At 47.3% G+C, this 25438-nt stretch carries 19 protein-coding genes; 14 read left to right on the top strand and 5 right to left on the bottom strand.

The genetic code is table 11. The features are described from left to right. Positions 1-17: 17 nt before the first annotated feature. On the bottom strand, positions 18-1799 hold the full coding sequence (locus ADU23_RS07480; protein WP_053373170.1) for a sensor histidine kinase: 1782 nt from the start codon (positions 1797-1799) through the stop codon (positions 18-20). Beyond that, entirely contained in the window at positions 1796-3223 is a 1428-nt protein-coding gene (locus tag ADU23_RS07475; RefSeq protein WP_053373169.1) for a response regulator transcription factor, read from the bottom strand. The genes ADU23_RS07480 and ADU23_RS07475 overlap by 4 nt, the downstream gene beginning before the upstream one ends. 294 nt (positions 3224-3517) lie before the next feature. Between ADU23_RS07475 and ADU23_RS07470 the strand changes: the two genes are divergently transcribed. The 4 genes from ADU23_RS07470 (at position 3518) to ADU23_RS07455 (ending at position 8763) form a co-directional block, all read left to right on the top strand. Next, complete coding sequence (locus tag ADU23_RS07470; RefSeq protein WP_053373168.1) at positions 3518-4918, top strand: sulfatase family protein; 1401 nt, start codon at positions 3518-3520, stop codon at positions 4916-4918. 279 nt (positions 4919-5197) lie between these two features. Continuing rightward, positions 5198-6139, top strand: a complete 942-nt coding sequence (locus ADU23_RS07465) for an ABC transporter permease (RefSeq protein ID WP_053373167.1) — start codon at positions 5198-5200, stop codon at positions 6137-6139. Positions 6140-6160: 21 nt separating this feature from the next. Further along, a complete protein-coding gene (locus ADU23_RS07460) occupies positions 6161-7057 on the top strand; it encodes a carbohydrate ABC transporter permease (protein WP_053373166.1) in 897 nt (298 codons plus the stop codon). Positions 7058-7128: 71 nt separating this feature from the next. Then, positions 7129-8763, top strand: a complete 1635-nt coding sequence (locus tag ADU23_RS07455; protein ID WP_053373165.1) for an extracellular solute-binding protein — start codon at positions 7129-7131, stop codon at positions 8761-8763. Positions 8764-8929: 166 nt separating this feature from the next. Here the strand turns inward: ADU23_RS07455 and ADU23_RS07450 are convergent, their stop codons facing one another. Next, the gene (locus ADU23_RS07450) at positions 8930-11242 is read right to left on the bottom strand and encodes a helix-turn-helix transcriptional regulator (RefSeq protein ID WP_053373164.1); all 2313 of its coding nucleotides are present in this window, start codon (positions 11240-11242) and stop codon (positions 8930-8932) included. Positions 11243-11597: 355 nt separating this feature from the next. Between ADU23_RS07450 and ADU23_RS07445 the strand changes: the two genes are divergently transcribed. From ADU23_RS07445 to ADU23_RS07425, 5 genes are all read left to right on the top strand, one after another. Next, positions 11598-12587, top strand: coding sequence for an ABC transporter permease (locus ADU23_RS07445; RefSeq protein WP_157265681.1), 990 nt, complete (start codon positions 11598-11600; stop codon positions 12585-12587). A 30-nt stretch (positions 12588-12617) separates the two neighbouring features. Next, entirely contained in the window at positions 12618-13505 is an 888-nt protein-coding gene (locus ADU23_RS07440) for a carbohydrate ABC transporter permease (protein WP_141680397.1), read from the top strand. A gap of 35 nt (positions 13506-13540) precedes the next feature. Next, positions 13541-15064 (top strand): extracellular solute-binding protein, encoded by a 1524-nt coding sequence (locus ADU23_RS07435; protein ID WP_053373163.1) that lies wholly within the window; start codon positions 13541-13543, stop codon positions 15062-15064. An 82-nt stretch (positions 15065-15146) separates the two neighbouring features. Then, positions 15147-16427 (top strand): Gfo/Idh/MocA family protein, encoded by a 1281-nt coding sequence (locus ADU23_RS07430; protein ID WP_053373162.1) that lies wholly within the window; start codon positions 15147-15149, stop codon positions 16425-16427. A gap of 29 nt (positions 16428-16456) precedes the next feature. Next, a complete protein-coding gene (locus tag ADU23_RS07425; protein WP_082311035.1) occupies positions 16457-17917 on the top strand; it encodes an arylsulfatase in 1461 nt (486 codons plus the stop codon). Between the two features lie 86 nt (positions 17918-18003). Here ADU23_RS07425 and ADU23_RS07420 read toward each other — a convergent pair whose 3' ends face one another. Further along, positions 18004-19281, bottom strand: coding sequence for an MFS transporter (locus ADU23_RS07420; protein ID WP_053373161.1), 1278 nt, complete (start codon positions 19279-19281; stop codon positions 18004-18006). A 147-nt stretch (positions 19282-19428) separates the two neighbouring features. Between ADU23_RS07420 and ADU23_RS07415 the strand changes: the two genes are divergently transcribed. Genes ADU23_RS07415 through coaW form a run of 3 tightly spaced genes read left to right on the top strand, consistent with a single transcriptional unit; the run spans position 19429 to position 21346 of the window. Further along, positions 19429-19794 carry a DUF423 domain-containing protein gene (locus ADU23_RS07415; protein WP_053373160.1) on the top strand — a complete coding sequence of 122 codons (366 nt, stop codon included), beginning with the start codon at positions 19429-19431 and terminating at the stop codon, positions 19792-19794. A 25-nt stretch (positions 19795-19819) separates the two neighbouring features. Continuing rightward, a complete protein-coding gene (locus tag ADU23_RS07410) occupies positions 19820-20485 on the top strand; it encodes a GNAT family N-acetyltransferase (RefSeq protein ID WP_053373159.1) in 666 nt (221 codons plus the stop codon). A 39-nt stretch (positions 20486-20524) separates the two neighbouring features. Continuing rightward, positions 20525-21346 (top strand): type II pantothenate kinase, encoded by an 822-nt coding sequence (coaW, locus tag ADU23_RS07405; RefSeq protein WP_231637333.1) that lies wholly within the window; start codon positions 20525-20527, stop codon positions 21344-21346. Positions 21347-21469: 123 nt separating this feature from the next. Here the strand turns inward: coaW and ADU23_RS07400 are convergent, their stop codons facing one another. Beyond that, the gene (locus ADU23_RS07400; protein WP_053373158.1) at positions 21470-22975 is read right to left on the bottom strand and encodes an MFS transporter; all 1506 of its coding nucleotides are present in this window, start codon (positions 22973-22975) and stop codon (positions 21470-21472) included. A 451-nt stretch (positions 22976-23426) separates the two neighbouring features. On the opposite strand from ADU23_RS07400, the gene ADU23_RS07395 reads away from it, so the two are divergent. Both ADU23_RS07395 and ADU23_RS07390 read left to right on the top strand, forming a co-directional pair. Beyond that, on the top strand, positions 23427-24749 hold the full coding sequence (locus ADU23_RS07395; protein WP_063845965.1) for a family 43 glycosylhydrolase: 1323 nt from the start codon (positions 23427-23429) through the stop codon (positions 24747-24749). Positions 24750-24953: 204 nt separating this feature from the next. After that, on the top strand, positions 24954-25370 hold the full coding sequence (locus ADU23_RS07390) for an SRPBCC domain-containing protein (protein ID WP_053373157.1): 417 nt from the start codon (positions 24954-24956) through the stop codon (positions 25368-25370). The last annotated feature ends 68 nt before the right edge of the window (positions 25371-25438 follow it).

The raw sequence follows: 25438 nt of genomic DNA, 5'->3' as shown, positions 1-25438 counted from the left end.
TCGAGCGTCAGCATCTTTCATAAGCGATAGTTAAAATTAGTCGGCACAGGAAGCCGCACCCGGACGACGGTGCCGCTTCCAAGCCAGCTATTAATGGTGATCCCGGCTCCCTCTCCGTAATGGAGGCGAATTCGATCATTTACATTTTTCATCCCGATATGCTGATTGGCCGCGGGGTCCTTGGAGATAAGGGCATTTCTCACTTGCTTCAGCCGTTGCGGCTCCATGCCGACGCCATTGTCCGTCACCATGATCTCTATGTGACGAGCATCATAGATCTCTGTCTGGATGATAACTTTGCCCCCGCTTTCAGACGGCTCCAGCCCGTGAGTCAGCGCATTTTCGACAATCGGTTGAATAATCATTTTCGGAATGAGAATCTCGCTCAGCTCCTCCGAAATGTATTGCTCGTACTGAATTCTTCCTGGAAACCTCCCCTGATGGATCGTAATGTAAGAGTCGACAATTCTAATCTCCTCCTGCAGCGTCACTTCATTGGCGCCTTTGATGCTATAACGCAGCATCCGGCTTAAGGCCGAGGCCATTTCGTAAATTTCATTATTTCCCTTAACAATTGCGATTCCCTTAATAGCATCCAGCGTATTGCTGAGAAAATGCGGCTTGATCTGGCTCTGCAGAAACGACATTTCGGCGCGCTGCCGCTCGATATCGGCTTGATACAGCTCACCCGTCGTCTCCAGAAGCTGCTCGGTCAGGTCGTTGATGCGGTTCAACATGGTGTTGAATTGAGTGGAAATAACCTCCATTTCAGCGTAGCCCTCCAGCTCTACCTTCGTATGCAGCAAGTCCAGATTACCGCTCTTCAGCCGCTTCATGAACGCGATTAGCTTTCCAAGAGGCCGCAATAAATTCATTATAAGCACGTAATACGGTATCGTAATGAGAAGAAGCGTAATGATTAGCATCAAGTAGCTGGTTCGCTTCAGTCCCTCTAGCTCTTTAATCAGGTTTTTGATGGGCACCGCCGAAATAATGTTGCCTTTGATCTCTGGTAAGGGAAACGATTGAATAGCATAGGACTTACCGTCAATCTTCTCCATGACAGCGCTCTCGCCAAAGCCGGAATAGAGAGTCAGCCTTGTCTCGTCTAGATTAAGCTCCTGCCCGCTCGCATTTGCGTACACCAGCTCATTATTCGTTCTAAGGTAGAAGCTTGTGCCGGACAGCCTTGGAAACTTCTCGATTTCAAGCTGAATGGACTTGGCATCCAGAACAACCGCAATGAAGCCTATTTTTTCTCCGTATTGGTACGTGTTGCGAGAAGCGTATAGATTCATGCCGAAGAGAAATGAGTCCCGCAAGATGAAAGGGCCTGCTTGCTTAAAGCCGCCATAATAGACCTCGCCTTGCTTCTCCGCCAGCTCACCCACCATGTCATTCACGATGCTGATTCTGCCCTGCAGAGACGTATGCTTGCCGGAATTGTTCATAATGACGACGTCGACAATGTCGGGGTTGGTGCTTTTGATTACCCCCATCAAGCTCTGTACCTTCTTCGACAGCTCGTAGATCCTTAGGCTATCGCTCTCCACCAGAAAGTCTTGGACGGTTGTATCGTAGCCCAGATTAATCAAGATGCCGGAAATTCTAGCGTAGCTGTCGGAGACCCGTTGCTGAAGACTGGATACCATTTCCATGTTGTACTGCGTGTTTTGGTTGACGATGATTGCACTGGATTGACGATACGTCAAAATAATGACAAGCGGGATAATGGCTAGAATAATCGCTCCAATGGTCAGCACCTGCGTCCGAATGGACCATTTTTTAAAGGATTTCATTGCGAGCCCCGGTATTGTGTAGGCGTCATGCTATTTAGCCGTTTAAAGATTCGCGTAAAGTAAAAATAGTCATTGAAGCCGCATTTCTCGCCAATCTGGCTAACCGTCATATCTGTCTCGGCGAGCAGCTTGCAAGCATATTGGATGCGCTGGCGGGACAAATATTCCACGAAGTTTTCTCCGACTTCTTTCTTGAACAGCTGGGACAAATAAGTAGGGCTTAAGAAAAATTTCTCTGAAAGGCTTTGAATGGACATTTCCTGATTAAAATGATTATGGATAAAAAACAATATTTCCTTGATGCGACTATGCGTTACGCCTGCGAGTCGTAAGGAAAGCTCATCCGAAAAATGCTTTAACGTTTGCTTGATAAGATAATCAATCATCGCATGGGCTTGGCCATAGTCATAATAGAGCTGGTCATAACCCTCCAGAAACCGGGTTTGCGCCGCTGCCCCTTCTCTCGAGAAAAGGTACATGACCGTATTGAAAATGAGATATGCATCCTTAATGGTCAGCTTAAAATGTTGGAACATCGGCCTGCAGGATTCCATGACGGATACGAATCGTACGCGGTCCTTCTGGGCTAGAGCCTCAGTCAGCTCCGTTAGAATGGAGTCGATAGGTGATTCCTCAGCGGAAGCGGGATGGTAGATGCCGCTCTTGCCTGTTGAGAAGTAGCCGTAAGACGCTATGGACGCCGCTTCCAGCGATGCCTCAAGCTCGGAAGGACGGGAAGTGGAAGGACCGGTGCCGATGCTGTAATCGATGCTGTTCCCGGACAAGTTAAGCGAACCCAAGAAATGGTTCGTTAGATGGCTGTACACGAAGTAGCCTACCCTTCGCTTGTTCATGCGAAAGCGGACATGGTGAATATCTCCCGAGTATGGAAGTAGCGGATAGCCTTGTATGACAATGGGTGTGACGGGGAGCTCTGTGCTTATAGGCAAGCCGACAACAGTAAGTTTCTCTTTAAGGAGCTCTTCATTCCCAGAGCAGAGCACTTCATACAGCTCCTGGGAGTCGTATTGCGGTTCTGCCTGTGGCTGCTGCTTGAGCACCTGCGAGAGCCTGCAGAGCAAAGCTTCAATTTCCTCGATTTCAAAAGGTTTAAGGCAGTAGCCGAACGTTCCGTAATTCAGCGCCTTCTGGGCGTAAGCAAATTCCGCATGCCCGCTCAGCACCGCAAAATGAGTGCGTGGCGACAAGTCCTTTCCCCGCTTGATCAGCTCAAGCCCGTTGACAAGGGGCATCTTAATATCGGTCAGCACAAATTCTGGCTGCAGCGCCTCGATTAGTTTCAGACCTTCTTGCCCGTTCTCGGCTTCGCCAGCAACCTGAAAGCCGTACTTTTCCCAGCGTACTCCTGCCTTTATGCCCTCGACAATCCATCGTTCGTCATCCACAATGACCGCTTTGTACATCGTAATGCCCCCTTTACAGCAATCGTAGCGATAGTATTCATGTATTCGTATAGAAAAAAATATGATTAATATGTACAAAACCAAGATTTAATCTAAATGAATGCACTTTCATAATAAACAACAATGAATTTAACGCTTTTTTCTATACTTAGCCAAACTATTTACAAATTATAATATGGATGATAGGTAAAGGGAAAGGGAAGCAGTTCAGCATGCAAGTGACGCCTAGCTGCGATAGTTTGATCATTACAAAGGTGCGGAATGATGAATTAATGGAAAGAGAGGCTGTCCGCGATGAGAATTGTTTATCTCGATCTAGACTCTCTCCGTCCCGATCATTTGGGCTGCTACGGGTATCACCGTAACACATCTCCCAATATTGATCGTATAGCGGAAGAGGGAGTGGTTTTTACTAACTATTATTGCTCGGACGCGCCATGTCTTCCTTCGAGATCAGCTTTGATGTCAGGCAGATTCGGCATCCATACCGGCATTGCGGGTCATGGCGGCACAGCGGCGGATATGAGGCGGGAGGGACCGAGCCGGGGCTTCGAGGATCGGCTTAAGTGGGAGAGTCTCCCCGGCGTATTGCGGAAAGCGGGCTACAAGGCGGCAACGATCAGCACATTTGCTGACAGGCATTCCGCATGGACATTTAATGCCGGATTTCATGAGGTTCATAATATTGGAGAAAACGGGATCGAATCGGCACATCAAGTGCTTCCTACCGCATTAAAGTGGCTGGATGATAATGGAAGCTTGGATCAGTGGTTTCTGCATTTGAACTTCTGGGACCCGCATACGCCGTACCGGGTGCCTGAGACATATGGGTATCCCTTCCGGGAGGACCCTCTTCCGGAGTGGCTGACGGAGGACGTATTCCAATCCCATCTGCTGAAGGAAGGGCAGCACAGCATTTCGGATATGAACCGGCTTGCAAAGTCGCATTACAGCAAGTGGCCCAGACACGGGCAGCCAGTAGAGAACTATGGCGATCTAAGGCATATCATCGACAATTACGACAGCGCGATTCGGTATATGGATGATCATATTGGGCAGGTGCTGTCAAAGCTTGAGCAGCTGGGCATTTTGGAGGATACGGCTATTCTCATCAGTGCGGATCATGGCGAGAATCTTGGCGAGCTTGGCATTTATTCTGAACACGGCACGGCGGATCAGGGCACTTGCCGGATTCCGATGATATTCCGCTGGCCGGGGGGAGCAAAGGGAATCAAGAACGAAGGGCTGCATTACCATCTCGATCTCGCTCCGACGCTGGCGGATTTAGTCGGAGCAGCGCGTCCTGACCGATGGGATGGACGAAGCTATATGGAGAGCATTACGGAGGGAATGGATGAGGGTAGAGATTATTTGGTACTGTCGCAATGCGCCCATGTGTGCCAGCGAAGCGTCAGGTTCCAGGATTGGCTGTACATCCGCTCTTATCATGACGGTCACCATGGATTTCCGAAGGAGATGCTGTTCCATCTAAAGGACGATCCCTATGAGCAGCGCAATCTGGCAGAGGAGTTGCGGGATGTATGCAAGGAAGCCGTCTATCTGCTAAGCGATTGGCATGACGAGATGATGTCCTCGATGGAGAGCGACACCGACCCGTTATGGACGGTAATGAAGGAAGGCGGGCCATTGCACGCACAGGAGTATCCCACATTCTCAGGAAGCAAGCAGCCATAGACCAGAATAGAAAATAGCGGTACAGGAATAGACCCTGTACCGCTATTTTTTCATGTCTTCGAACGACAGCCCTCCTCGTTTTATATATCGGAATATGTACAAAACCATTGCCGCTATGTCTTATTTTATGATTGAAAATAAATGAGAGCACTTGCATGAAGGAGTCCACATACAAGGCTAGTAATGTCTATACTCCGCCTTCGCCGACCTTACTATACTTAAAAGAGCGAATGGATTCCCGAGTTTGCGCAAATTTAATAGAGCAAGGAGTGACTTCTTATGCAGAGCGCTGCAAATGCTTACAAACCAAAGAAGAAGCTGTGGAAGACGATGCTTCAGTACAAATATTTTTATCTTATGGTGCTTCCTGTGATGGTCTGGTATGCGATATTCAGCTACGCACCGATGTACGGCGTTACGCTGGCATTCAAGACATTTGATTACAGCGGAGGCATACTCGGCAGTCCATGGATTGGAATCGAACATTTTCGAACGCTCTTGACGGACGCAGACTTCCATACGGCATTCAAAAATACGATGATTATCAGCCTAATGAAGCTCCTCATTCATTTTCCCGCGCCGATCATACTCGCGATTTTGCTAAATGAATTTTCGAGGAAAAAGGCGAGGCGCTTCTTCCAAACGGTACTTACTTTCCCACATTTTATTTCATGGGTCGTGCTGGCGGGCATTATATCCATTATTTTAAGCCGCGACGGTGCCGTGAACCAAATCATTATGCTGTTTGGCTATGAGTCCATTTCACCGCTTACGAGCGCTTCGTCATTCCGTCCCATGCTCTATATTACGCATGTATGGCGGGAAGTCGGTTGGGACTCCATCATCTACTTAGCCGCGTTGGCGGGCATTAACCCCGAGCTGTACGAAGCCGCCGAGATGGATGGAGCGGGTCGTTTCCAACGGCTGCTTCATATCGCATGGCCGGGCATGAAGAGCACCGTAGCCATTTTGCTTATTTTGCATGTGGGCCAATTGCTGACGCAAGGCGCAAGCTTTGACCAAATTTTCAACCTGTACAGTTCACCCGTCTATTCCGTGTCTGACGTGATCGATACTTACATTTACCGAACATCGTTCCAGGTAGGCGGAGACTTTGGCTATATGACAGCGGCGGGATTAATCAAGTCCGTCATTAGCTTAGTGCTTCTGGCGGTTGCCAATACCGTTGTGAAGCGAATGGGCGAAGAAGGACTATATTAATCGTGCATGGGAGGTAATCAGATGAAGCTTTCGCATACGAGAAAAAGAAAAAAAATAAGCACCTTCGACTTAGTCGTTTATATTCTGCTTTCGCTATTGTCCATTGTCACTTTTTTCCCATTCTATAACGTGCTCATTATTTCCTTCGCCAAATTCGATGTCATAAGCCAGTACAATCTTTATTTGCTGCCCTTGTCCTTTGACTTGTCGGCTTACAAAGTCATTTTGTCTGATGCGAAGTTTTGGAGCTCTATGACAAATTCCATATTTATAACCGTTGTGGGCGTGCTGTTCAGCATGAGCATATCGGTGGCGGGAGCCTACGCGCTCTCCAAGAAAGGAATGCCCGGCCGGAACGGGATGCTTACGCTTATTTTGTTCACGATGTTTTTTAACGGGGGACTTATTCCATTCTATCTCATTATTAAGGCGCTTGGCCTTGTCAACAGCATCTTCGTTATGATCATACCGGCAGGCCTCAACACTTTCTATCTTATTATTATGAAAAACTACTTTGGCACGCTCCCAGAGAGCTTGGAGGAATCGGCGAAGCTGGACGGAGCGAATGACCTGTACATTTTGCTTAAAATCATTTTGCCGATCTCAGCGCCGTTTATCGCTACCTTCGGCTTGTTCTTTGCGGTAGAGCGGTGGAACGAGTGGTGGTACGCGCTCATCTTCATCAGCGATTCAGCCAAGACGCCTTTGCAAATTTATTTGCGGGAGACGCTCATTACATCCAATCAATTGCTTAATACGCTGGCGGAGCAAATGGCAACCGACAGCTCCAGCAAAGTTTATACGCCTGCCCTGCAGATGGCTACTATCGTTATTACTTGCGTTCCGATACTTATGGTCTATCCTTTCCTGCAGAAGCACTTTAATAAAGGCATTATGGTGGGCTCCATCAAAGGATAAGGAAATATCAAATAGATGCTTGTCCTAATTTAAAGAAAGCTTCACAATGACAAAAAAGGGAGGATTCAACAATGAAAAGATTGAAGAAGGCTGGCGTTATCCTTGCATGCTTATCTCTCTTTGCAGGCTTGCTCGCGGCATGCAGCAGCGGTAACGAGAAGGCAGCAGAGAGCCCGGCGGCGAATGCAGCCAATAACACGGATACTGCCGCAGATGACAACCCCTACAAGGATCCAATGGAAATCTCCATCGCTTTCTGGGACGTGGAAGCGGAAGTAGCGAAGATGGATAAAGACCCCATCATGCAACAAATTTTGAAGAAATTCAACATTAAGATTAAACCGGTAAATACAACATGGGATGACTATGCTCAAAAAATCCAGATGTGGGCTGCTTCGGGACAGCTCCCGGACGTATTCGCAATAGATGCAGTCGGCACGCAATATCAACGGAAGTGGGTTAGTCAAGGCGTTGTCGCTTCGCTGCCGGATTTGACCAAATATCCGAACCTGGCAGCATACTTTGAGGCGCCGGACATTAAGGGCTTGGCGGTTGACGGCAAGCACTATACGATCCCTAGAAGGATGTTCCCAAGCGTGGACTGGAGCGCGCTTGACCGCTTAGTCTATTATCGGTGGGATTTGGCGCAGAAGGCTGGCATTACGAAAGAGCCGGAGACATGGGACGAGTTCAAGGCGATGCTTGATGCCATCGTTAAGGCCGATCCAGAGGGCAAGAAGATTACGGGCCTAACGGCTTCTCAGGTGAAAATGATCGGCGGCCTGTTTTGGCTGTACGGCAACCCTGTAGCGACTAGCGATGGCAGCGGCGCGGATTTTAAGTGGATCAAGGAGGATGGCAAGTTTATTCCGGCGGTCTTCTCCAAAAATGCACTGCCAGCCATTCAGAACATGAAGGATATGTATGACCATAATCTGATTGATCCTGACATCGCCTTAACCAGCCCGGATACCGCTTACGACAAATTCGCTTCAGGCAAAGCAGCAGCGATGATTGCAGGCGGCGGATTTATGAACCTGGATCAGCATATTTACACCAAGCGCTGGGCTAACAGCAATCCAAACGTCAATATTCTTGATAGCGTAAAGGTGCTGAAGCCGCTAGTTGGACCGGACGGGGAGCGCAGCCATGCAATCTTCAAAACCTATTGGTCCGAAAGCTACTTCAGCGGAAAGATTGATCCGAAGAAGCTTGACCGTATTTTGGCGCTGTACGATTATGTGCTCTCTCCAGAAGGCAAAGCTTTGCTCACTTACGGCATTGAAGGCGTAGATTACAAGGTAGAGGGAGACAAAAAGGTTATTTTGGATAATAGGCCGCGCATCGAGAAATACCCTGCTATCGGTTTCTTGAAGGACCTAGTTGCCTATGAAACGGCCAGCAACTACGATATGAACAGTCCCATTATTTCAAATGAAGATATTAGGCAGGAAGCGGTCAATTATATCGACTGGATTATGAATAACACCAAAATTCCTGACTATGATATTCGCCTGACTTACATGTCGACGCCTGCCAAGGATAAATTTACAGTGTTTGATCACGATGATTTGTTGAACATCATGCTGTCGAAGGATTCGGCGGAGCAGTCCTGGAAAAAGGTTGTAGACGGCTACAAGGCCAAGGGTCTCGACAAGATGATTGAGGAAGTAAACGCGAAGGCAAAAGAGGAAGGCATCGAATAGATGACATGGGCAGACCATTCACGGCAGTATATCTGCGCGGAATGGTCTGCTTCTTAAGCTTGCTTAAGTGATGACAGACACCGCACCGAACATGAGAAAGATCGCATTCCTCCCCTAGCCGTGCGGGGCTAGGAGAATGCGATCTTTTTTGCTAATAAGAGGGCCGCTATTTAAACTGTTCGCGGAATTGCCCCGGAGTTAGGTCTTCAAGCCGCTTGAACATCCGGTTGAAATAGGGAGGCTGATAGCCTACGCATTTCGCAATTTCATGTATTTTCATATCGGTAGTGATGAGGAGCTGTTTGCAATGATTTATTTTAACAGAGGTTAAGTAATCAATATAGTTCGTGCCGGTCATCTGCCTGAATGCCTTACTTAGCTGGGATATGCTCACTTTAGCCTCAGAAGCGAATGTTTCGAGCGAGAGATCACTCATATAGTTTTCATTAATGGTTGTAATGATGTGGTCAACGACATGTTTAATGGAATGATGATAGCTTTTATTCAATATTTCGATATAGGGCTTAATGATATTCGTGCGAAACCAATGAATACAAGCGTTTGAATCATGAAGTGCCTTCAATTCCTTTTGCAATTTGACCCCGTCGTACAGCGCGTAGGGATTATGGCCGGATTGAAGCATGACACGGTACAGGTTATTTTTTAGACGCATCAGCACTTGATGGACGACCCATTCAGGAGCATCGCCATTTTGCAGTGCCATAACTAATCTCGTTAAGATCTCGACAGACTCTTCTTCGAGTCCAAGGTTGAGCGTATGGGTAAATTCCTGCTCCAGCTCTAAAGGGAATTCGCTTTGCATATTCACTTGCTCCAATACGAGCTCAGCGTCTAATAGCTGACTGTCAGAAATAAAGCTGCGGTAATTAAGCGCTATTTTAGCCTGTTCTAGTAAAAAAGGAACGTTAGACCATGAGCGGGTGGGGCCGTTTATAATGATGGTTGCCTTCATGCTCAATACATCACGCAAAGTATGAATCATATCTGTGCTTAATTGCATCAGCTGCTTCTTCAGCTCGTCAGAGGACGAGGACGCCGGATAGAACAAGATCATAGCGAAGGAGCTGTCCATGAAATTAATCGTATGCATATATGAGGTCACAGGTTCAGAGAGTTGTTGCAAAACATTGATGGAAGCATACGTAAGCAGCTGATCGTCCTTTGCTGTAAGTTGCCCGCTATCTCGGCTAAGCGTATAAGGCTGGCATATAATGACTGAAAAATGTTGATCGGTGATGTCGAGCTGCAGAGCGAGCAGCTTTTCCTTTATTTCCGATTCGGTCAAATGCGTAGCTTGCCCCGAGACAAATTGATTGATAAACGCTTCCCTAACCTTCGGAATGGAAGTGTTCAATTGGTTTTGTAAAGATTCAGCAGCGAATCTGTGCTGCTTCCATTTCTCTTCGATATATTCGATCTCATTGTATTGGGAGGGGTCTTTTGTTTTTTCTTCTTTGAACAAATCTACTATTTTGCGGATAGGCTTGTACATGCGGTGTGAGGCAAACCAGCTTACTCCAAGTGCGATAAGCAGTGAAATAGCCCAGTAGATCAGTACAACCTGCTTATAGGGTTGATTAGGCGCCGTGATAGCGGATGCGGGTGTTCCAGAGACGTAAGTCCAAATACTGCCCAATTTCCAAAAAGATAGTGTATTCATCAGCATGACATCGTTGTCGACAGGGAGCCTAAAATGGAACTCGCTATCATACGATCGAACGTTTTCGCTTAAAAACTTTTGTATTCCAGGCAGCGCATTTGGGTATTCCTTGCTCGCATCGGATTGCCCGATTAGAGTATCCTCCCCATCAAGGACATAGGAAATTTGTTCGGAATTCGAATTGAGATGGAATTTGGACGGATTCACATATAGAACAAGGGCACCAAATGGCTTTTGGCTATTGAAAGGTAATTTCATCACAATCGCGTTTTTCGTGTCGTCTCTATTAAAGGGCCGGACAAGTTTATTCGTCCAGAATATGCCTTTATCTTCGCTCATTATGCTTTTCCAAGCTGAAGAAGCAGCAGAGCTGTCAAGCGACCGTAATCCTAGTGTCGATTGCATCACCTTATTCTGGCTTTCAATATATAAATAGGCTTGATCGATAAGCGGGTAGCCATTTTCAATGAAATCCAGCGTATCGCTAAGTTCGTGTGTCGTTTCAAATTCATTAACAAAATTCATGCTGGCAATAGAGGATTTGAATATCGGGTTCGCAATCATATGTAGGGAGTATTGGATAAGCTGAGTGATTTGATCATCAATCTGCCTCGAAGTGTCCTTGAGCAGCTGTTCGTTATTATGCTGATATTGCTTAATCAGGTACTGATTTCCGACATTCCAGTTGATGGCACTGACAATGGTGATAGGAAGGCAGGTGAGGAGTATGGATAGCGCGCTAAGTTTCCAATACATGATTCCTTTTGAGGATCGTTTTCTTGCCCATGGTGCTTTCATTTACCTCACTCCTGATTCGAATATCATAAAGATAATCTATGGTGTTAAGAAATGATGTTGTTATCCATCATAGCGAAATAGCGTTCATATGAAAAGAAATACATTTTCAAAAAATTAACTTTGATAGATAGAGGATCGTCGTAAAAATAGTGCAATCTATGGAAATGAATAGGACAAACCCATATTCTATAGGGTGTTCGAGGTCCTCGATTCTAGTAAATACCATCTTTATAGCAGCGGAAAAAAAGTCGAATTGCATGAAATGTTAGCAACGGTTACTTTCTTCTTATCGATCAACGGTGTTCTAAGCTAGTGGCATGGACAAATTATGGATAGAAGAAAGCGAGGTAGACCGATGCGAACGCCTAATACGGAAGCAGCATTTCGGGGCAAAAGCTTGTCGTCTCGACCATCGAAAAACAAAATGATTAAAAAAAGAAAACGATCGCTATGGCCGGATTTAAAGCGGGATCGGTATTTGTATTTATTGGCTCTCCCGGGCATCTTATTTTTTATTATTTTTAAATATATTCCGATTACGAATCTAATTATTGCATTTCAGGATTATTCGCCTTACTTAGGGGTTTGGGGAAGCGAATGGGTCGGGTTTGAACATTTCACGCGATTTTTTTCCAATCCTGACTTCTGGATATTGATGCGGAACACGCTGGGCATAAGCGTCATGAACCTTGTCTTTTTCTTTCCGGCTCCGATTATATTGGCGCTTATGATGAATGAAGTACGGAATCAAGTGATGAAGCGGATGGTTCAATCACTCATATATATTCCTCATTTTTTATCTTGGGTTTTGATCTATGGGCTCACCTATTTAATGTTTTCCCAATCGGAAGGCCTATTTAATAAGCTGCTCGCAGCACTAGATAAGGACACCATTGATATTTTGTCCAATCCGAATTATTTCTGGGGGCTGCTGACGGCACAATCGATTTGGAAGGAAGTAGGGTGGGGGACGATTATATTCCTCGCAACGATTGCAGGTGTTGATCCACAGCAGTATGAAGCGGCTGTAATGGATGGAGCAGGCCGATTCCGCAGGATGTGGCATATTACTTTACCCGCAATGAGAAACGTCATTATCATTCTATTCATTTTGCGCTTGGGGACCATTATGGATACGGGCTTTGAGCAAGTATACCTGATGATGAACGCTGCCGTAACTCAAGTTGCTGAAGTGTTCGACACCTACGTATACCGCGTGGGGATACGGCAAGGCGAGTTCAGCTATAGTACAGCGATCGGTTTATTCAAATCCGTTATTGGCGTGGTTCTAGTCGTGGCGGCAAATAAGGTTGCTAAACGGTTCGGCGACGAAAGCTTATATTAATTGGGGCTGCGAAGGGAGAGACATCGGATTATGAAAACGAACATGATTTGGAAGGACCGTATATTTGGGATTACGAATGGCGGTATTCTCATCCTATTTAGCTTAGCCATGATCTTCCCGATCTATTATACAATCGTACTTTCATTCACGGCTCCAACGGAGTATTACACGAGAGATTTGATATTATGGCCGAAAGAATGGTCGCTCGATGCATATAAATACTTGCTTGATAACGGATTATTCATGAATTCCTTATTGATCAGCGTTTTTCTGGCTACGGTAGGCACAGCGCTAAGCCTGCTGGTTACAGGAGGATTGGCATATGCCATATCCTGCAGACGTCTTCGTTTCCGTAAAACGATGATGTTCATGATTCTGCTAACCTTTTTATTCACACCGGGTCTCGTACCGCTGTATATGGTCGTTCGCAATCTCGGGCTTATCGATAGTATTTGGTCGCTTATTTTATCGTCTTTGACAAGCGGATGGTATGTGCTCTTGATGAAAGGATTTTTCGACAGTATTCCGGATAGCTTGGAAGAGGCGGCTCGCATCGACGGAGCTACCGAGATCGGCGTATTCTGGCGCATTATTATTCCGCTGTCTATGCCCGCACTCGTCGCCTTTGGGTTGTTTTTTGCCGTAGCTTATTGGAATACGTATTTTAACGGAATTATGTTTATTAACGAGCAAACGAAGTGGCCGCTGCAGGTTCTTCTGCAAAATATGCTCGTTGATCCCACTACGATGGGAGGTGGTGGAGAAGCAAAGGTAGCTAGCCAGATGAACAGACAGATGCCAACCGAAACATTGAAAATGGCTGCAGTCGTGATCGCAACGATTCCAATTATGCTGGTGTACCCATTCTTGCAGAAGCATTTTGCGAAAGGCGCAATGGTCGGTTCTGTAAAGGAATGATGACATAGGTTTTACTAATCTGAGGAGGTATGATCATGAATCGACAAAGCACACAGCTGAAGAAGTCTTTGTTAACGAAATCCATCGTTGTAATTGTGGGATCAAGCATGCTCATAACGGCATGCAGCAGTACAAAGGAGGCTTCTGATTCTTCGGCTCCAACGAAAATTCAAATCCAGACGCTGAATTATGCGCCTGAATTTATTGACAACACAAACGTGATTTGGAAAGAATTTGAGAAGCGTACCAATACCAAGCTTGATATTACATGGCTGTCGCCTTCAACCTCCGAGGAAAAGATTAATGTCATGCTGGCATCCGGCGATTTGCCTGAGGTTACGTTTGTCGAGTCATTGGTGAATCCGCAGCTGCAGAAGATGGTTGATCAAGGCGTGTTCTGGGACTTGACGCCGTACATAAAGGATTATCCGAACCTAAGCGCCCCAAATCTAGAATTGGCGTGGTCTGATTCGAAGATTAAAGGGAAAAACTACTCCATTCCCAGGTTTTATCCTAGCTACGGAGGCGGGGCTTTTCCGATCCTGCGTAAAGATTGGATGGACAAGCTAGGACTCGCAACGCCTACGACGATGGATCAATTTTATGATGTACTAAAGGCATTTAAGGAAAAGGATCCTAACGGAAATGGCCAGGCGGATGAAATTCCTTATTCCGCTAATTACGATACATTAGGCTTTGTATACGGCGTGTTTAACGGTACGCAAGGGCAGTGGAAACTGAAAGAGGATAAGCTTGTTCCTGCCATAACAGAAGATGAGTCGCGCGATGCTCTGCTATGGATTAAAAAGGCATATGAAGCAGGGCTATTCCCAAAAGATTTTGCCATTATGAAATACTCGCAAACGGTAGACGTGATTCGTGGAGGCAAATCGGGCGGTACTTCTCAATCGATGAACCATGCGTGGGTTACGGGTTCCGTTATACGTGAGGTTGTTCCGACTGCCGACTATGTGCCAATCACTTATTTGGAGAATGCAAGCGGAGTGAAATATACGCCATCAGGTTCCTCTTATTATGGCGTGTATTTGATCCCGAAGAAGGTTTCGGAAAATAAATTGAAAGAGATTCTGAAATTTTTCGATTACGCTTATGGGAAGGAAGGCAATGAGCTTGCTACCTATGGGATTGAGGGCGTCCATTATACGGTAGAGAATGGCCGCAAAATAGCTACTCCTCAAAGCGCTATCGACCAAGTGGGTGACGGCAATATGAACAATTTGATTCATCTCATCAGCGATGACATGTCGATAGGCGCTGTGGGCATGCCGGATGACGTTTACAATCGGAATGTCGAAATCGTTAATGAACGTAAAAAGATCAAGACGCCAAACCCTAGCCTTGAATTGTATTCTGAGGTTTACAACAAATACTATCCCGAAATCTCCAAAAAAGTGAGCGATATGCGCACGAAGGTTATTATCGGAAAAGATACGATTGAAAACTATGATAAATTAATAGACCAGCTGCGCAATGATCCAACCTTGAAAGAAGTTGCAGAGGATATGACGGCTGCTTATCAGGAGAAAGTGAATCATTAATACGTGAATGCGGAAGGGGTGCTATGCAATAAAATGCTGCTGCCACCCCTTTTTGCAATAAATCAAAAAGGAGAGAGTTCGCATGAAGCCTATTAGAGCGATTCTGATTGGAGCGGGAGACCGGGGAATTCGCGCTTACGCTCCTTATGCGCTTGCCCATCAAGAGGACCTTAGTATTGTTGGGGTAGCAGATCCGAATAGCGGGCGGCGGGAAATGATTGCTAAAGCGCATCAATTAACAGATGAACAGCAATATCATTCCTGGGAGCATATTTTGGCAGAGAAGAAAGACGCCGATGCGGCTATTATATGCACTATGGATCATATGCATTTAGAGCCTACTATTAGAGCGCTGCAGCTTGGTTATCACGTATTGTTGGAAAAGCCGATGTCGCCTATTCCTAGCGAGTGTGTGGAAATGGAACAGGAGGCACTTAAGCAAGGACGTTTGCTGACGATCTGCCATGTGCTGCGTTATACGTCTTTTTGGCAGACGATCAAGCATGAGATTGAGCAGGGAGCCATCGGTGATATCGTTTCTGTCCAATTAAATGAGAATGTGGGCAATATGCATATGGCGCACAGCTTTGTTCGGGGGAACTGGCGCAATAGCGACGAATCAAGCCCGATGATTCTTCAGAAATCTTGTCATGATATGGATATTCTTTCTTATATTATGGATGAGCCTTGCGAGCGTGTGAGCTCGTTTGGGTCCTTGATGCATTTTCATGAAGGAAATAAGCCGGAAGGAGCGCCTGCATTTTGTGCTGAAGGCTGCGCGGCAGAGAAAGAGTGCCAGTATCATGCGGTAAACTACTATTTGAATGAAGGACGAGGATGGTCGCGGAAATTTACGAATAACGATACGGATGAGGAAATCATGGAAGCGCTCCGTACAGGTCCTTACGGTCGATGCGTGTACCAGACAGACAACAACGTGGTCGATCACCAGGTGGTCAATATGGAATTTGCCAGCGGAGCAACAGCAACCTTTAGTATGTGCGGTTTTACAGAGGACAACACTCGCATCGTGCAAATTATGGGGACAAAAGGCGATATTCGCGGGAATATGATGGATGATGCCATTACGATTCATCAGTTTGTTAAGAAGGAAAAACGTGTGGTGAAGCTGGAAGCGTCTGAATCGGGACATGGAGGCGGGGATGCCGGAATTGTCCGCTCCTTTATAAATGAAGTGCGAAATGATGGACAGAGTGATGTGGAAAGCTTATCTTCTGCAACGGTATCTGTGCGGAGTCATTTGATGGCCTTTGCCGCGGAAGAATCCAGGCTTCATAAAGGCAAGTCAATCGAATTGTCGCAATATAAAAATCAAATCATGCCGGCAGCCGTGAACAAATGAGCGAAAGTGAGACCATGAGGGGGTAAACCGTGAAACCGAATCTGCTGCTAATTACTGTAGACCAAATGCGCTTTGATTGCTTGAGCATTCAGAATCATCCGGTTGTGGAAACGCCAAACTTGGATGCGCTCGCAAATCGAGGCGTCCTGTTCAATAACGCGTATTCCGCTACGCCGGTATGCATTCCGGCAAGAGCCGCCATTATGACGGGAATGGGGCAGCATTCCCACGGAAGAGTCGGCTATGCCGACGGCATCCCATGGACGTACGAGCATATGCTGGCGGGGGAGCTGGCAAAGGAAGATTACCATACGCAATGCGTTGGGAAGATGCATGTATATCCAACCCGCAACTTATGCGGATTTCACAATATCGTATTGCATGACGGTTATTTGCATCATAACCGAAATGCAGCAGCTTCTTACGGGGAGCACTTCAATCAATGCGACGATTACTTGCAGTGGTTGTGGCGGATGGCGGGACCGGATGCCGATCTGACGGACCACGGGCTCGATTGCAACGCCTCTACGGTGGCAAGAGCTTGGCACCTGGATGAAGGGCTGCATCCCACAAACTGGACGGTATCGGAATCGATTGATTTTCTGCGGAGAAGGGATCCCGGGAAGCCTTTTTTCCTCTGGACTTCGTTCGTCAGGCCGCATTCGCCGCTTGATCCTCCTGCGGCTTACTTCGATCTGTATAAGGATGTTGAAATGCCGGACTCTCCCGTAGGCGACTGGGCTGACGAAGCCGCAGCGGAGAGAGGCAGGTTCAATCCGACGACCATTGCAGGCAAGCTTCCGAAGCGGCGCCTCAACCGTGCGAAGGCTGGCTATTATGCGCTTATTACCCATCTGGACGATCAGATCGGGAGGCTGCTGAACGCGCTGCAGGAATACAATGTGCTGGATAACACGCTCATTTTGTTCACCTCCGACCACGGCGAGCTGATGGGAGACCATCATCTATTCCGCAAAGGGCTTCCGTACGAGGGGAGCGCAAAAATACCGTTTATCGTATGCGATCCCGGCGGGAAGCTGGGTTTAAGAGCGGGCAGCGATGTTGATGAGCCGATCGAGCTCAGGGACATTATGCCGACGCTTCTGGAAGCGGCGGGTGCACCTATTCCGAAGACGGTGGAGGGCAAGAGCCTGCTGCCGTTATGCAAAGGGGAAGGGCCCGAATGGAGATCATATGTGCATGGGGAAATGGCGCTCGGTGAACTGTCCAACCAATACGTAACAGACGGCAAGGTCAAATATATTTGGTATTCGCAGACAGGCAAGGAGCAATTTTTTGATCTGCTTCAGGACCCGCAGGAGCTGAACAATTTGGCGGAGCAGCCGGAGCAGTCAGCAGAAGTCGCGGCTTGGAGAGAAGTGCTCATACATGAACTGGAAGGGCGTGAAGAGGGATTTGTCAGGGAAGGCCTGCTCATTGCAGGCAGGCCAGTCAAGCCGGCTCTGAATCATTTATTATTCGAGAAATAAAGAGCCTTTTTCATGGAAATGAAGAATAATCCCAAGGTAGAGGCTGCATTCATAACCAATGGGATCAAACAAGTTTTGCGGCCGCTTCATAGGGATGGAGCGGCTTTTTTATGCGCAGTTGACCGCTTCTGGCGAAATAGCATAAAGAAAAGCATAGACGCGGTAACATACAATATTCCTGTGATGCTGAACGTAATGGCGTAACCCCAATAATAACCATAGGCAGCGATAAGATGAGAATGAACCGGCCCCATTGTAGCCCATCCAAGCATAAAGGCTGTCTGCATGCAGGAATTGGCAAGGCTTTGTTTTTTGGCAGAGACCCGGTCAATGAGAATAGCAGATTGAAGCGGGTTAGCGGCATTCATAAGCGCCTGCCTAAATAAAAAGCTGATAGATGCTACGAGCAGCAGATTGGTGAAGCCAGTTAACAGCAGAAACGGCAGCGAAAGGGTTTGGAAAATAACGATCGCTTTCACTTGCCCAACTCGATTAGCTAGTGATGGACCAATGAGCATGGAGATGATCGTCATTACTTGTCCTAATGAGAGCAAGAAGCTCATCGCGCTAAGCGAAATCGAGAATCGATTCGTGAAATATAAATTTAAATAAGGAACGACAAGTCCGGACCCGATGCCGATTAATAGCTGTATCGCGGCAAACTTGGCAATAAACTTAATTTCACTGCTTGATTGCGCGCTTTGGCTTGCCGCAATGTCTTTGTTAACGGCTTGGTCAGCCTGCTTCTGAGCACGTGTTGATTCTCTTATAGCCTGCAATGGCAGAAATGCCGCAATTGCCGCTAGGCTGCCTGCGAGCAAAACGATTTTAAACGAGAGCAGCTTATCAAATCCTACGGTTTGCAAAATATCGGCAATGACGCCTCCGCCAAGGCTGCCGGCAACCTGGGAAGCGAGCACAAAGGCAGAATAGATGCTGAATATGCGCAGCCGGTCTGCTTTAGCTATATTTTCGGCTAAGAAAGGAATCGCGAGCACTTGAAAGATAGCAGCAAATAAGCCTGTCAGAACGGCCATCGTAAGCAGACTGCTCTCTGATTCGAATAAGGAGCGGCCAGCTAGTACGATACCGCTGCATAGAGCGCCAATGACGAGCAATCGCTTGCGGCTGGCGCGATCGCCGAACAAACCAATCGGAATGAAGCATAACGCCGTTGCGAGTGATTGCATACTTACGATTTTTCCGCTCATGGCGTCGGGGTAACCGAGCTCGTGGATATATAAGTTGTATAGTACTGCAAACATACCCGTTCCTATTTGATATAACATGTTAGCTAGAAAGAATAGACGAATGTTGCGGGACCAGCCCTGCCACTCCGTGGTGGTAGATTGAAAGAATTTCACGTAGATGCCTCCTGATGATGTTCCAACAAACAACCTTACTATTATGGCATCGGTAAATCAAGAGAGTAGAGACATGAGAATAATTCCATACCCTGTTTAATCATGATATGCTAAACATATAAATTGAAAATGAGGTGAGAAATACATATGCAAACCTTTGTTATACTCGGTAGTATTTTGATGGTTTTGGCGGTTGCGATTGGTGCGTTCGGCGCACATGCGCTTAAGAGCAAATTGGCGCCGGATAAGCTGAAGGTATATGAGGTAGGCGTGCAATACCACATTGCACATGCATTAGGTTTAATTTTGATCGGACTGCTTGCGGGCCAATATCCCGATGCTCAGATCATCGTTACGGGAGGCTGGTTTTTGGCAGCGGGAATTATTTTGTTCTCGGGAAGCCTATACGTGTTAAGTGTTGCGAAAGCTCGCTTTCTTGGTCCAATAACACCGCTGGGCGGACTTTCATTTATGATTGGCTGGGTGCTGGTCGCTGTGGGCGTCCTTTCATAAGTACAAATGTAAAGGTAGTGATGCCATGCTAACGCCAGTAACGCTTCTGGGGCGTATAGTCTGCCTGGAGCCGATGACGATGAACCACGTTCATGATCTCTGCTCTGCTGCCGCGGAGGATCGATCGACTTATTCGTTTACAAATGTACCTAACGGTCATGAAGAAACGAAACGATACATAGACGGCGCATTAATGTCTTTGGACAAAGGCCGGGCCATGCCATTTGTGGTACGTCATATCGAAACGGGCCGCATTGTCGGAACGACACGTTTTCTTGATCTTGAAGTGTTTTCTTGGCCGCCTCCAGGGCCGCCGGGTGTCTCCAGCGGCCCTTCGCCAACAGATGCGACCCCTCCAACCGTTGCTGAAATCGGGAGCACTTGGTATGCTCCCTCTGCTCAGCGCACGGGAGTCAATACAGAGTGCAAGCTTTTAATGCTTACCCATGCGTTTGAATCTTGGAATGCGATTAGAGTCACACTAAAGACAGATGCCCGCAACAAGCGCTCCCGTTCCGCCATACAACGGCTTGGCGCAGCATTTGAAGGTGTCCGCAGGGCACATGCTCCCGCCAGTGAAGGGGGCATTAGGGATACGGCATATTATTCGATTCTGGCGAATGAATGGCCGGAGGTACGTACGAATCTTCTAGAGCGACTAGAAAGAGGCTCGAGAGGCGCAGCCGAATAATGGAATAAATGTCTATACAATAGCGGGGTACATAAATCAATGATGAAAATTGGAATAGATGCTGGCGGTACACTAATTAAAGTCGCATGGATGCAGAGCGGCGCGCTCGAATTCAACAAGTTCCCGATCTCCCAATTGGAAAATGTGGCTCAGCAGATAAGCGGATTCGATAACGCTAAGATTTGTATCACGGGCGGTAAAGCCGCTTTATTGAAATCCTATTTGAGCAAAGAAGCGGCAGAGAAAGCGGCGGAGATCGTTGAATTCGAGGCAACCTGCAGCGGTGTGCGTTATCTTCTTGCGAAGAACGCTATATTAGAGGAAACGTATATTTTAACGAATGTGGGTACCGGCACTTCGATTCACCATGTCGGTCCCAGCAGTCAAAAAAGGGTCGGTGGAACCGGGGTTGGCGGCGGAACCATAATGGGGCTGTCGCAGCTGCTGACTGGGATAACAGATTATGAAACCATTGTATCATCCGCAGTTAAGGGAGAGCGTGACCGCATCGATTTGAAAGTAAAGCATATTTATGCAGGCGCAGAGCCTCCCATTCCAGGAGATTTAACCGCAAGTAATTTCGGAAATATACTGCCGTTGGTAGCTGCAGATCAATTGTCGAAGGAAGAACTACTGGCTTCTGTAATCGGCCTAGTGGGGGAAACGGCAGCTACAGTTAGCGTGCTTGCTGCGGGCCAATGTGGCGTCTCATCCGTCATTTTCATCGGTTCATCTTTCATTGGAAACGACCTTCTTAAAGAGGTTGTTCAAAATTATACAAAGCTAAGAGGAGCCTCGCCCTTGTTCATTGATAATGGCGAGTATTGCGGGGCAATTGGAGCCTTATTGTATGACAGTTAGAAAGCAAGATTCTCCGGGATCCGAGTTATGCAAACGCTCAGTCCCGGAATAATCGACATCTGCCAAAGCAATAACAGCCTCGAATTTCTGCCCCATTGTTTATCGCGTATTTTACAATCAGCTCTAATTGCCCCTAACCTTGGCACGATATGCAGCGGCACGGACCATAAACGCAGCGATCATAAGAATGAGTGTAGCAGTAGCTAGGACCGCAACAAACGACTTATCAAATGCCGCTTGCGCGATATGAATGAGGGTGGATCCGGCTGTGGCGGACAAATTTTCTGCTGCCATTAGTGCCTCGTCTAAGCTGTCCCGAACGACCGGAGAGACGGCTAGTCCTTCAGGAATAACGAATGAAGCGGTATAGATGAACGACGAAAGGCTGCCCAGAAGCGTAATGCTCAGCGTGCTGCCAAGCTCGAACGAGACTTCCTCGATGGATGCGGCCATGCCTGCTTTCTCAATAGGGGCATGAATCATAATCGAATTAGAAGCAGCAGTCATCGCTCCGCCAAGACCCGCCCCCAGAATCAACAGCGATACGACCTGTGCAATGATATTTCCATTATGGAAGAGCAGAAACGCACCCATCCCGAGACCAGAGATAAACAAACAAATCCATTGTACGTTCATCTTATCCACGCGATGCAGCACTAGCCCGATGATTATTCCGGAGAGGAATGAAGCGATCGGAGTAAATATAATGAACAGGCCGGCTTCTAGGGGGGAATACCCAAGCACGAGCTGAAGCCGCTGGGTGACGATCAATTCCATTCCTATTAGAGCAAAGCAAGACAGCAGAGCTGTCAGCACGCCTATCGTGAAGCGAGAATCTTTAAATAAGGCAAAATCGATTAAGGGATCGGTGCTCTTACGTTGGCGCAGCAAAAACAAAATCAAAGCCATAATTCCAATTGCGGCTGAAATCAAAGCGATGGCATACGAGCCATCACGCCTGCTGACCTCCTTGATTGCATACACGAGACCAACGAGGCCAATCATAATCTGGACGGAACCGATAAAATCCCATGTTTTGCTTGGATGCCCTTTAAGGTTCGGGATAAACAGAACGGCTAAAAGCAGAGCGATAATGACGATTGGAATATTGAGCAGGAACACCGAGCCCCACCAAAAATGCTCCAGCAATAAACCGCCAATGAGTGGGCCGATTCCGGCTCCGACAGAGGAGACGGATGCCCAAATGCCGATGGCTAGTGAGCGCTCGCGCTCATCCGAAAAGGTCGTGCGAATGATGGAAAGGGTTGCCGGCATCATCATCGCGGCGCCAACGGCAAGCAGGGCACGCGCGGCAATAAGAACGAGCGGGAATGGCGCGTAGGCCGCAAGCAGGGAAGCAATCCCAAATAGAATAAGCCCGCTGACGAAAAGCCTCTTATGACCGAGCCTATCGCCTAAAGTACCGAGACCGGGCAACAGCCCGGCCATCACAAGCGGATAAATGTTGACGATCCTTAGCTTTTCCGAAGCGGTAGCAGAAAGGTCATGCGTAAGCTGCGGGAGTGCGGTATAAAGCACCGTCATGTCAATGACGATTAGAAACAGGGCACTGGACACGATCGCCAGCACAATCCAGCGTTGAAGCTTAGAGAGATGAAAGGTAGACATTTGTAATCCTCCAAAGATGCGCAATAAAATTTTGCTCCCGTAAGGTATTATGAGGAACAACTGCCTTAATTAACCGCCCCTAAATTGATAGCAGCGCCTCATGTTCCTTGACGGGGCAATATGGTTACGTTAATGTACTATCGCCGCTAATCATTTGACGATTACGGGCAACGCATACGAATATGATTTGCTTAGTTATTTAGCTGTTGGAGATCCGGATAAATATGTCATCCAAATCGCGATCCAAATATAGTTCAGCAGTTACCCATCTCCACCATTCAAATCCACAACCATAAAAGGTTGTGGATTTTTTTATAAAAAAATCAGTTTAGATTCGACTATATTGTTTAATATCGTCCCATGGTGACGCCTAGTCATGCGGGGTATGCTGGAGTGAGCGTATATATTAAGTAAATCGTTCATTTTTAACGACAATAGGAGGATCAAAATAATGAGAAACGAAGGCGTATCGGCACCATCCATGAAGGTAACTTCGAAAAATCCCATTGTGACGTCAATATACACGGCCGACCCATCTGCCCACGTGTGGGGGGACGGCAAGGTTTATATTTATGCTTCCCATGACATGGACCCGGCAAGAGGCTGCGATCTGATGGACAGGTATCATGTGTTTTCCTCGTCGGATATGGTGAACTGGGTAGATGAAGGAGAAATTCTCCGCTCGGATGATGTGGCTTGGGGCAGACCGGAAGGCGGCTTTATGTGGGCGCCTGATGCGGCCTACAAGAACGGAACCTACTATTTCTATTATCCGCATCCGAGCGGCTCCAGCTGGAACGACACTTGGAAAATCGGGGTCGCAACGAGCCAAAGGCCTGCAAGCGGCTTTACCGATCAGGGCTATATTGAAGGGCTTGGGGGATTTGCGCTCATTGATCCTTGCGTGCTGGTGGATGATGATGACCGTGCCTACATGTACTACGGCGGCGGCAGCCGATGCGAGGGCGGCGAGCTGAACGAGGATATGATGTCGATTAAGGGCGAAATGCGGGAAATGGAAGGGTTGGAGGATTTTCACGAGGCGGCATGGGTATTCAAAAGAGAGGGCCTCTACTATTTGACCTACGCGGACAATCTGGACGGAAATAACCGGATGAGATACGCTACCAGCGAAAATCCGCTTGGCCCTTGGACCTATCGGGGGATCTTTCTGGAGCCGACCGACTGCTCGACAACTCATGGCTCCGTGGCGGAATTTAAGGGACAATGGTATTTGTTCTACCATAATCAAGATATCTCGGGCGAAGGCAATTTGCGAAGCATGTGCATCGACTATTTGTACTTCAATGAAGACGGAACGATCAAGACCGTCGTCCAGACTAAGGAAGGCGTTCAATCAGTCGGGGATGCTCCTGCACCCAATCCGAACGAAAAGGCCTACCCGGCAGAGAAATGCAGCGTTTACGGTGGGGCAGCAATCGAAACAAACGAGCAAGGCTCCAGCGTTGTAACCCATTTGCAAGCGGCAGGCTCCTACTGCCAGTTCGACAATGTCGATGGAGGGAAGGGCGGCAGAGCAACGATTCATTTTCGTTATGCCACGGCAGAGCGTCTCGCCAAGCTGAATCTGACGGTCAATGGCCATGATTATTCATTGCTAAATGCGTTGTCGACGGGAAGCTTGACCGATTTTACCGGCAAAGCCAGCCTTACAGTGACGCTGAATCCAGGGACGGACAACAGCATTAAACTGACAGGCGGCTATGGCAAAATCAGTCTTCAAGGCATAAGCGTCAGCCCGTTTGCTGATTAAGTGCAACCGGCCATTCACTCTCGGCATGCCATCGTTCACAAGTGTAGAAAGAGCGCCGTATTAGGCGCTCTTTGCCTTTTGCATGTTCGGTTGGTTACTATCCATAGATTGACAAAAAATAATAGAGAAGCTATCATGACCCCAAGAATAGGTTCGCGGTTATAAAATGAGCTAGTAGCAACAATTAATAGGGAGGCGGTTGCTATGTTAGGACAGACGGCTTCGGCAGGATTCCAAATTGGCGTTCGCAGGACATTTCCGATCTCGCAAGAGCAAGCATGGGCATTGTTGATTTCTCCTGTAGGACTAAAGCTATGTTTGGGCGACATTTCAGATTTAAAGCTAGAGGTTGGTCATCCGTACACAACCAAGGAAGGCATATTTGGCGAATTGCGTGTCGTAAAGCCGCTCCACCAGCTTCGGATGACATGGCAGAGGAAGACGTGGGAGAGCCCGTCAACGGTGCAAATCCGCATTATTCCTAATCCAAAGAGCGCAGGCAAAACAGTCATAAGCTTTCATCAGGAAAAGCTAAAGGATGCGAATGAGCGGGAAAATATGAAGCGGTACTGGGAAGAAGCGGCGGCTAAAATTTTGGGAAAAATAAATGCAGACATGTGAGTGCTATATATAAGGACTAAACGCTAAGAGAGTGCCTTAAAGGTGCTCTTTTTTTTGTGTAAATAGAC

This window comes from Paenibacillus sp. FJAT-27812, assembly GCF_001273905.1.
Lineage (GTDB): Bacteria > Bacillota > Bacilli > Paenibacillales > Paenibacillaceae > Pristimantibacillus.
Note: the sequence above shows the minus strand (reverse complement) of the source record. Positions and strands in the feature narration are given on the sequence as shown.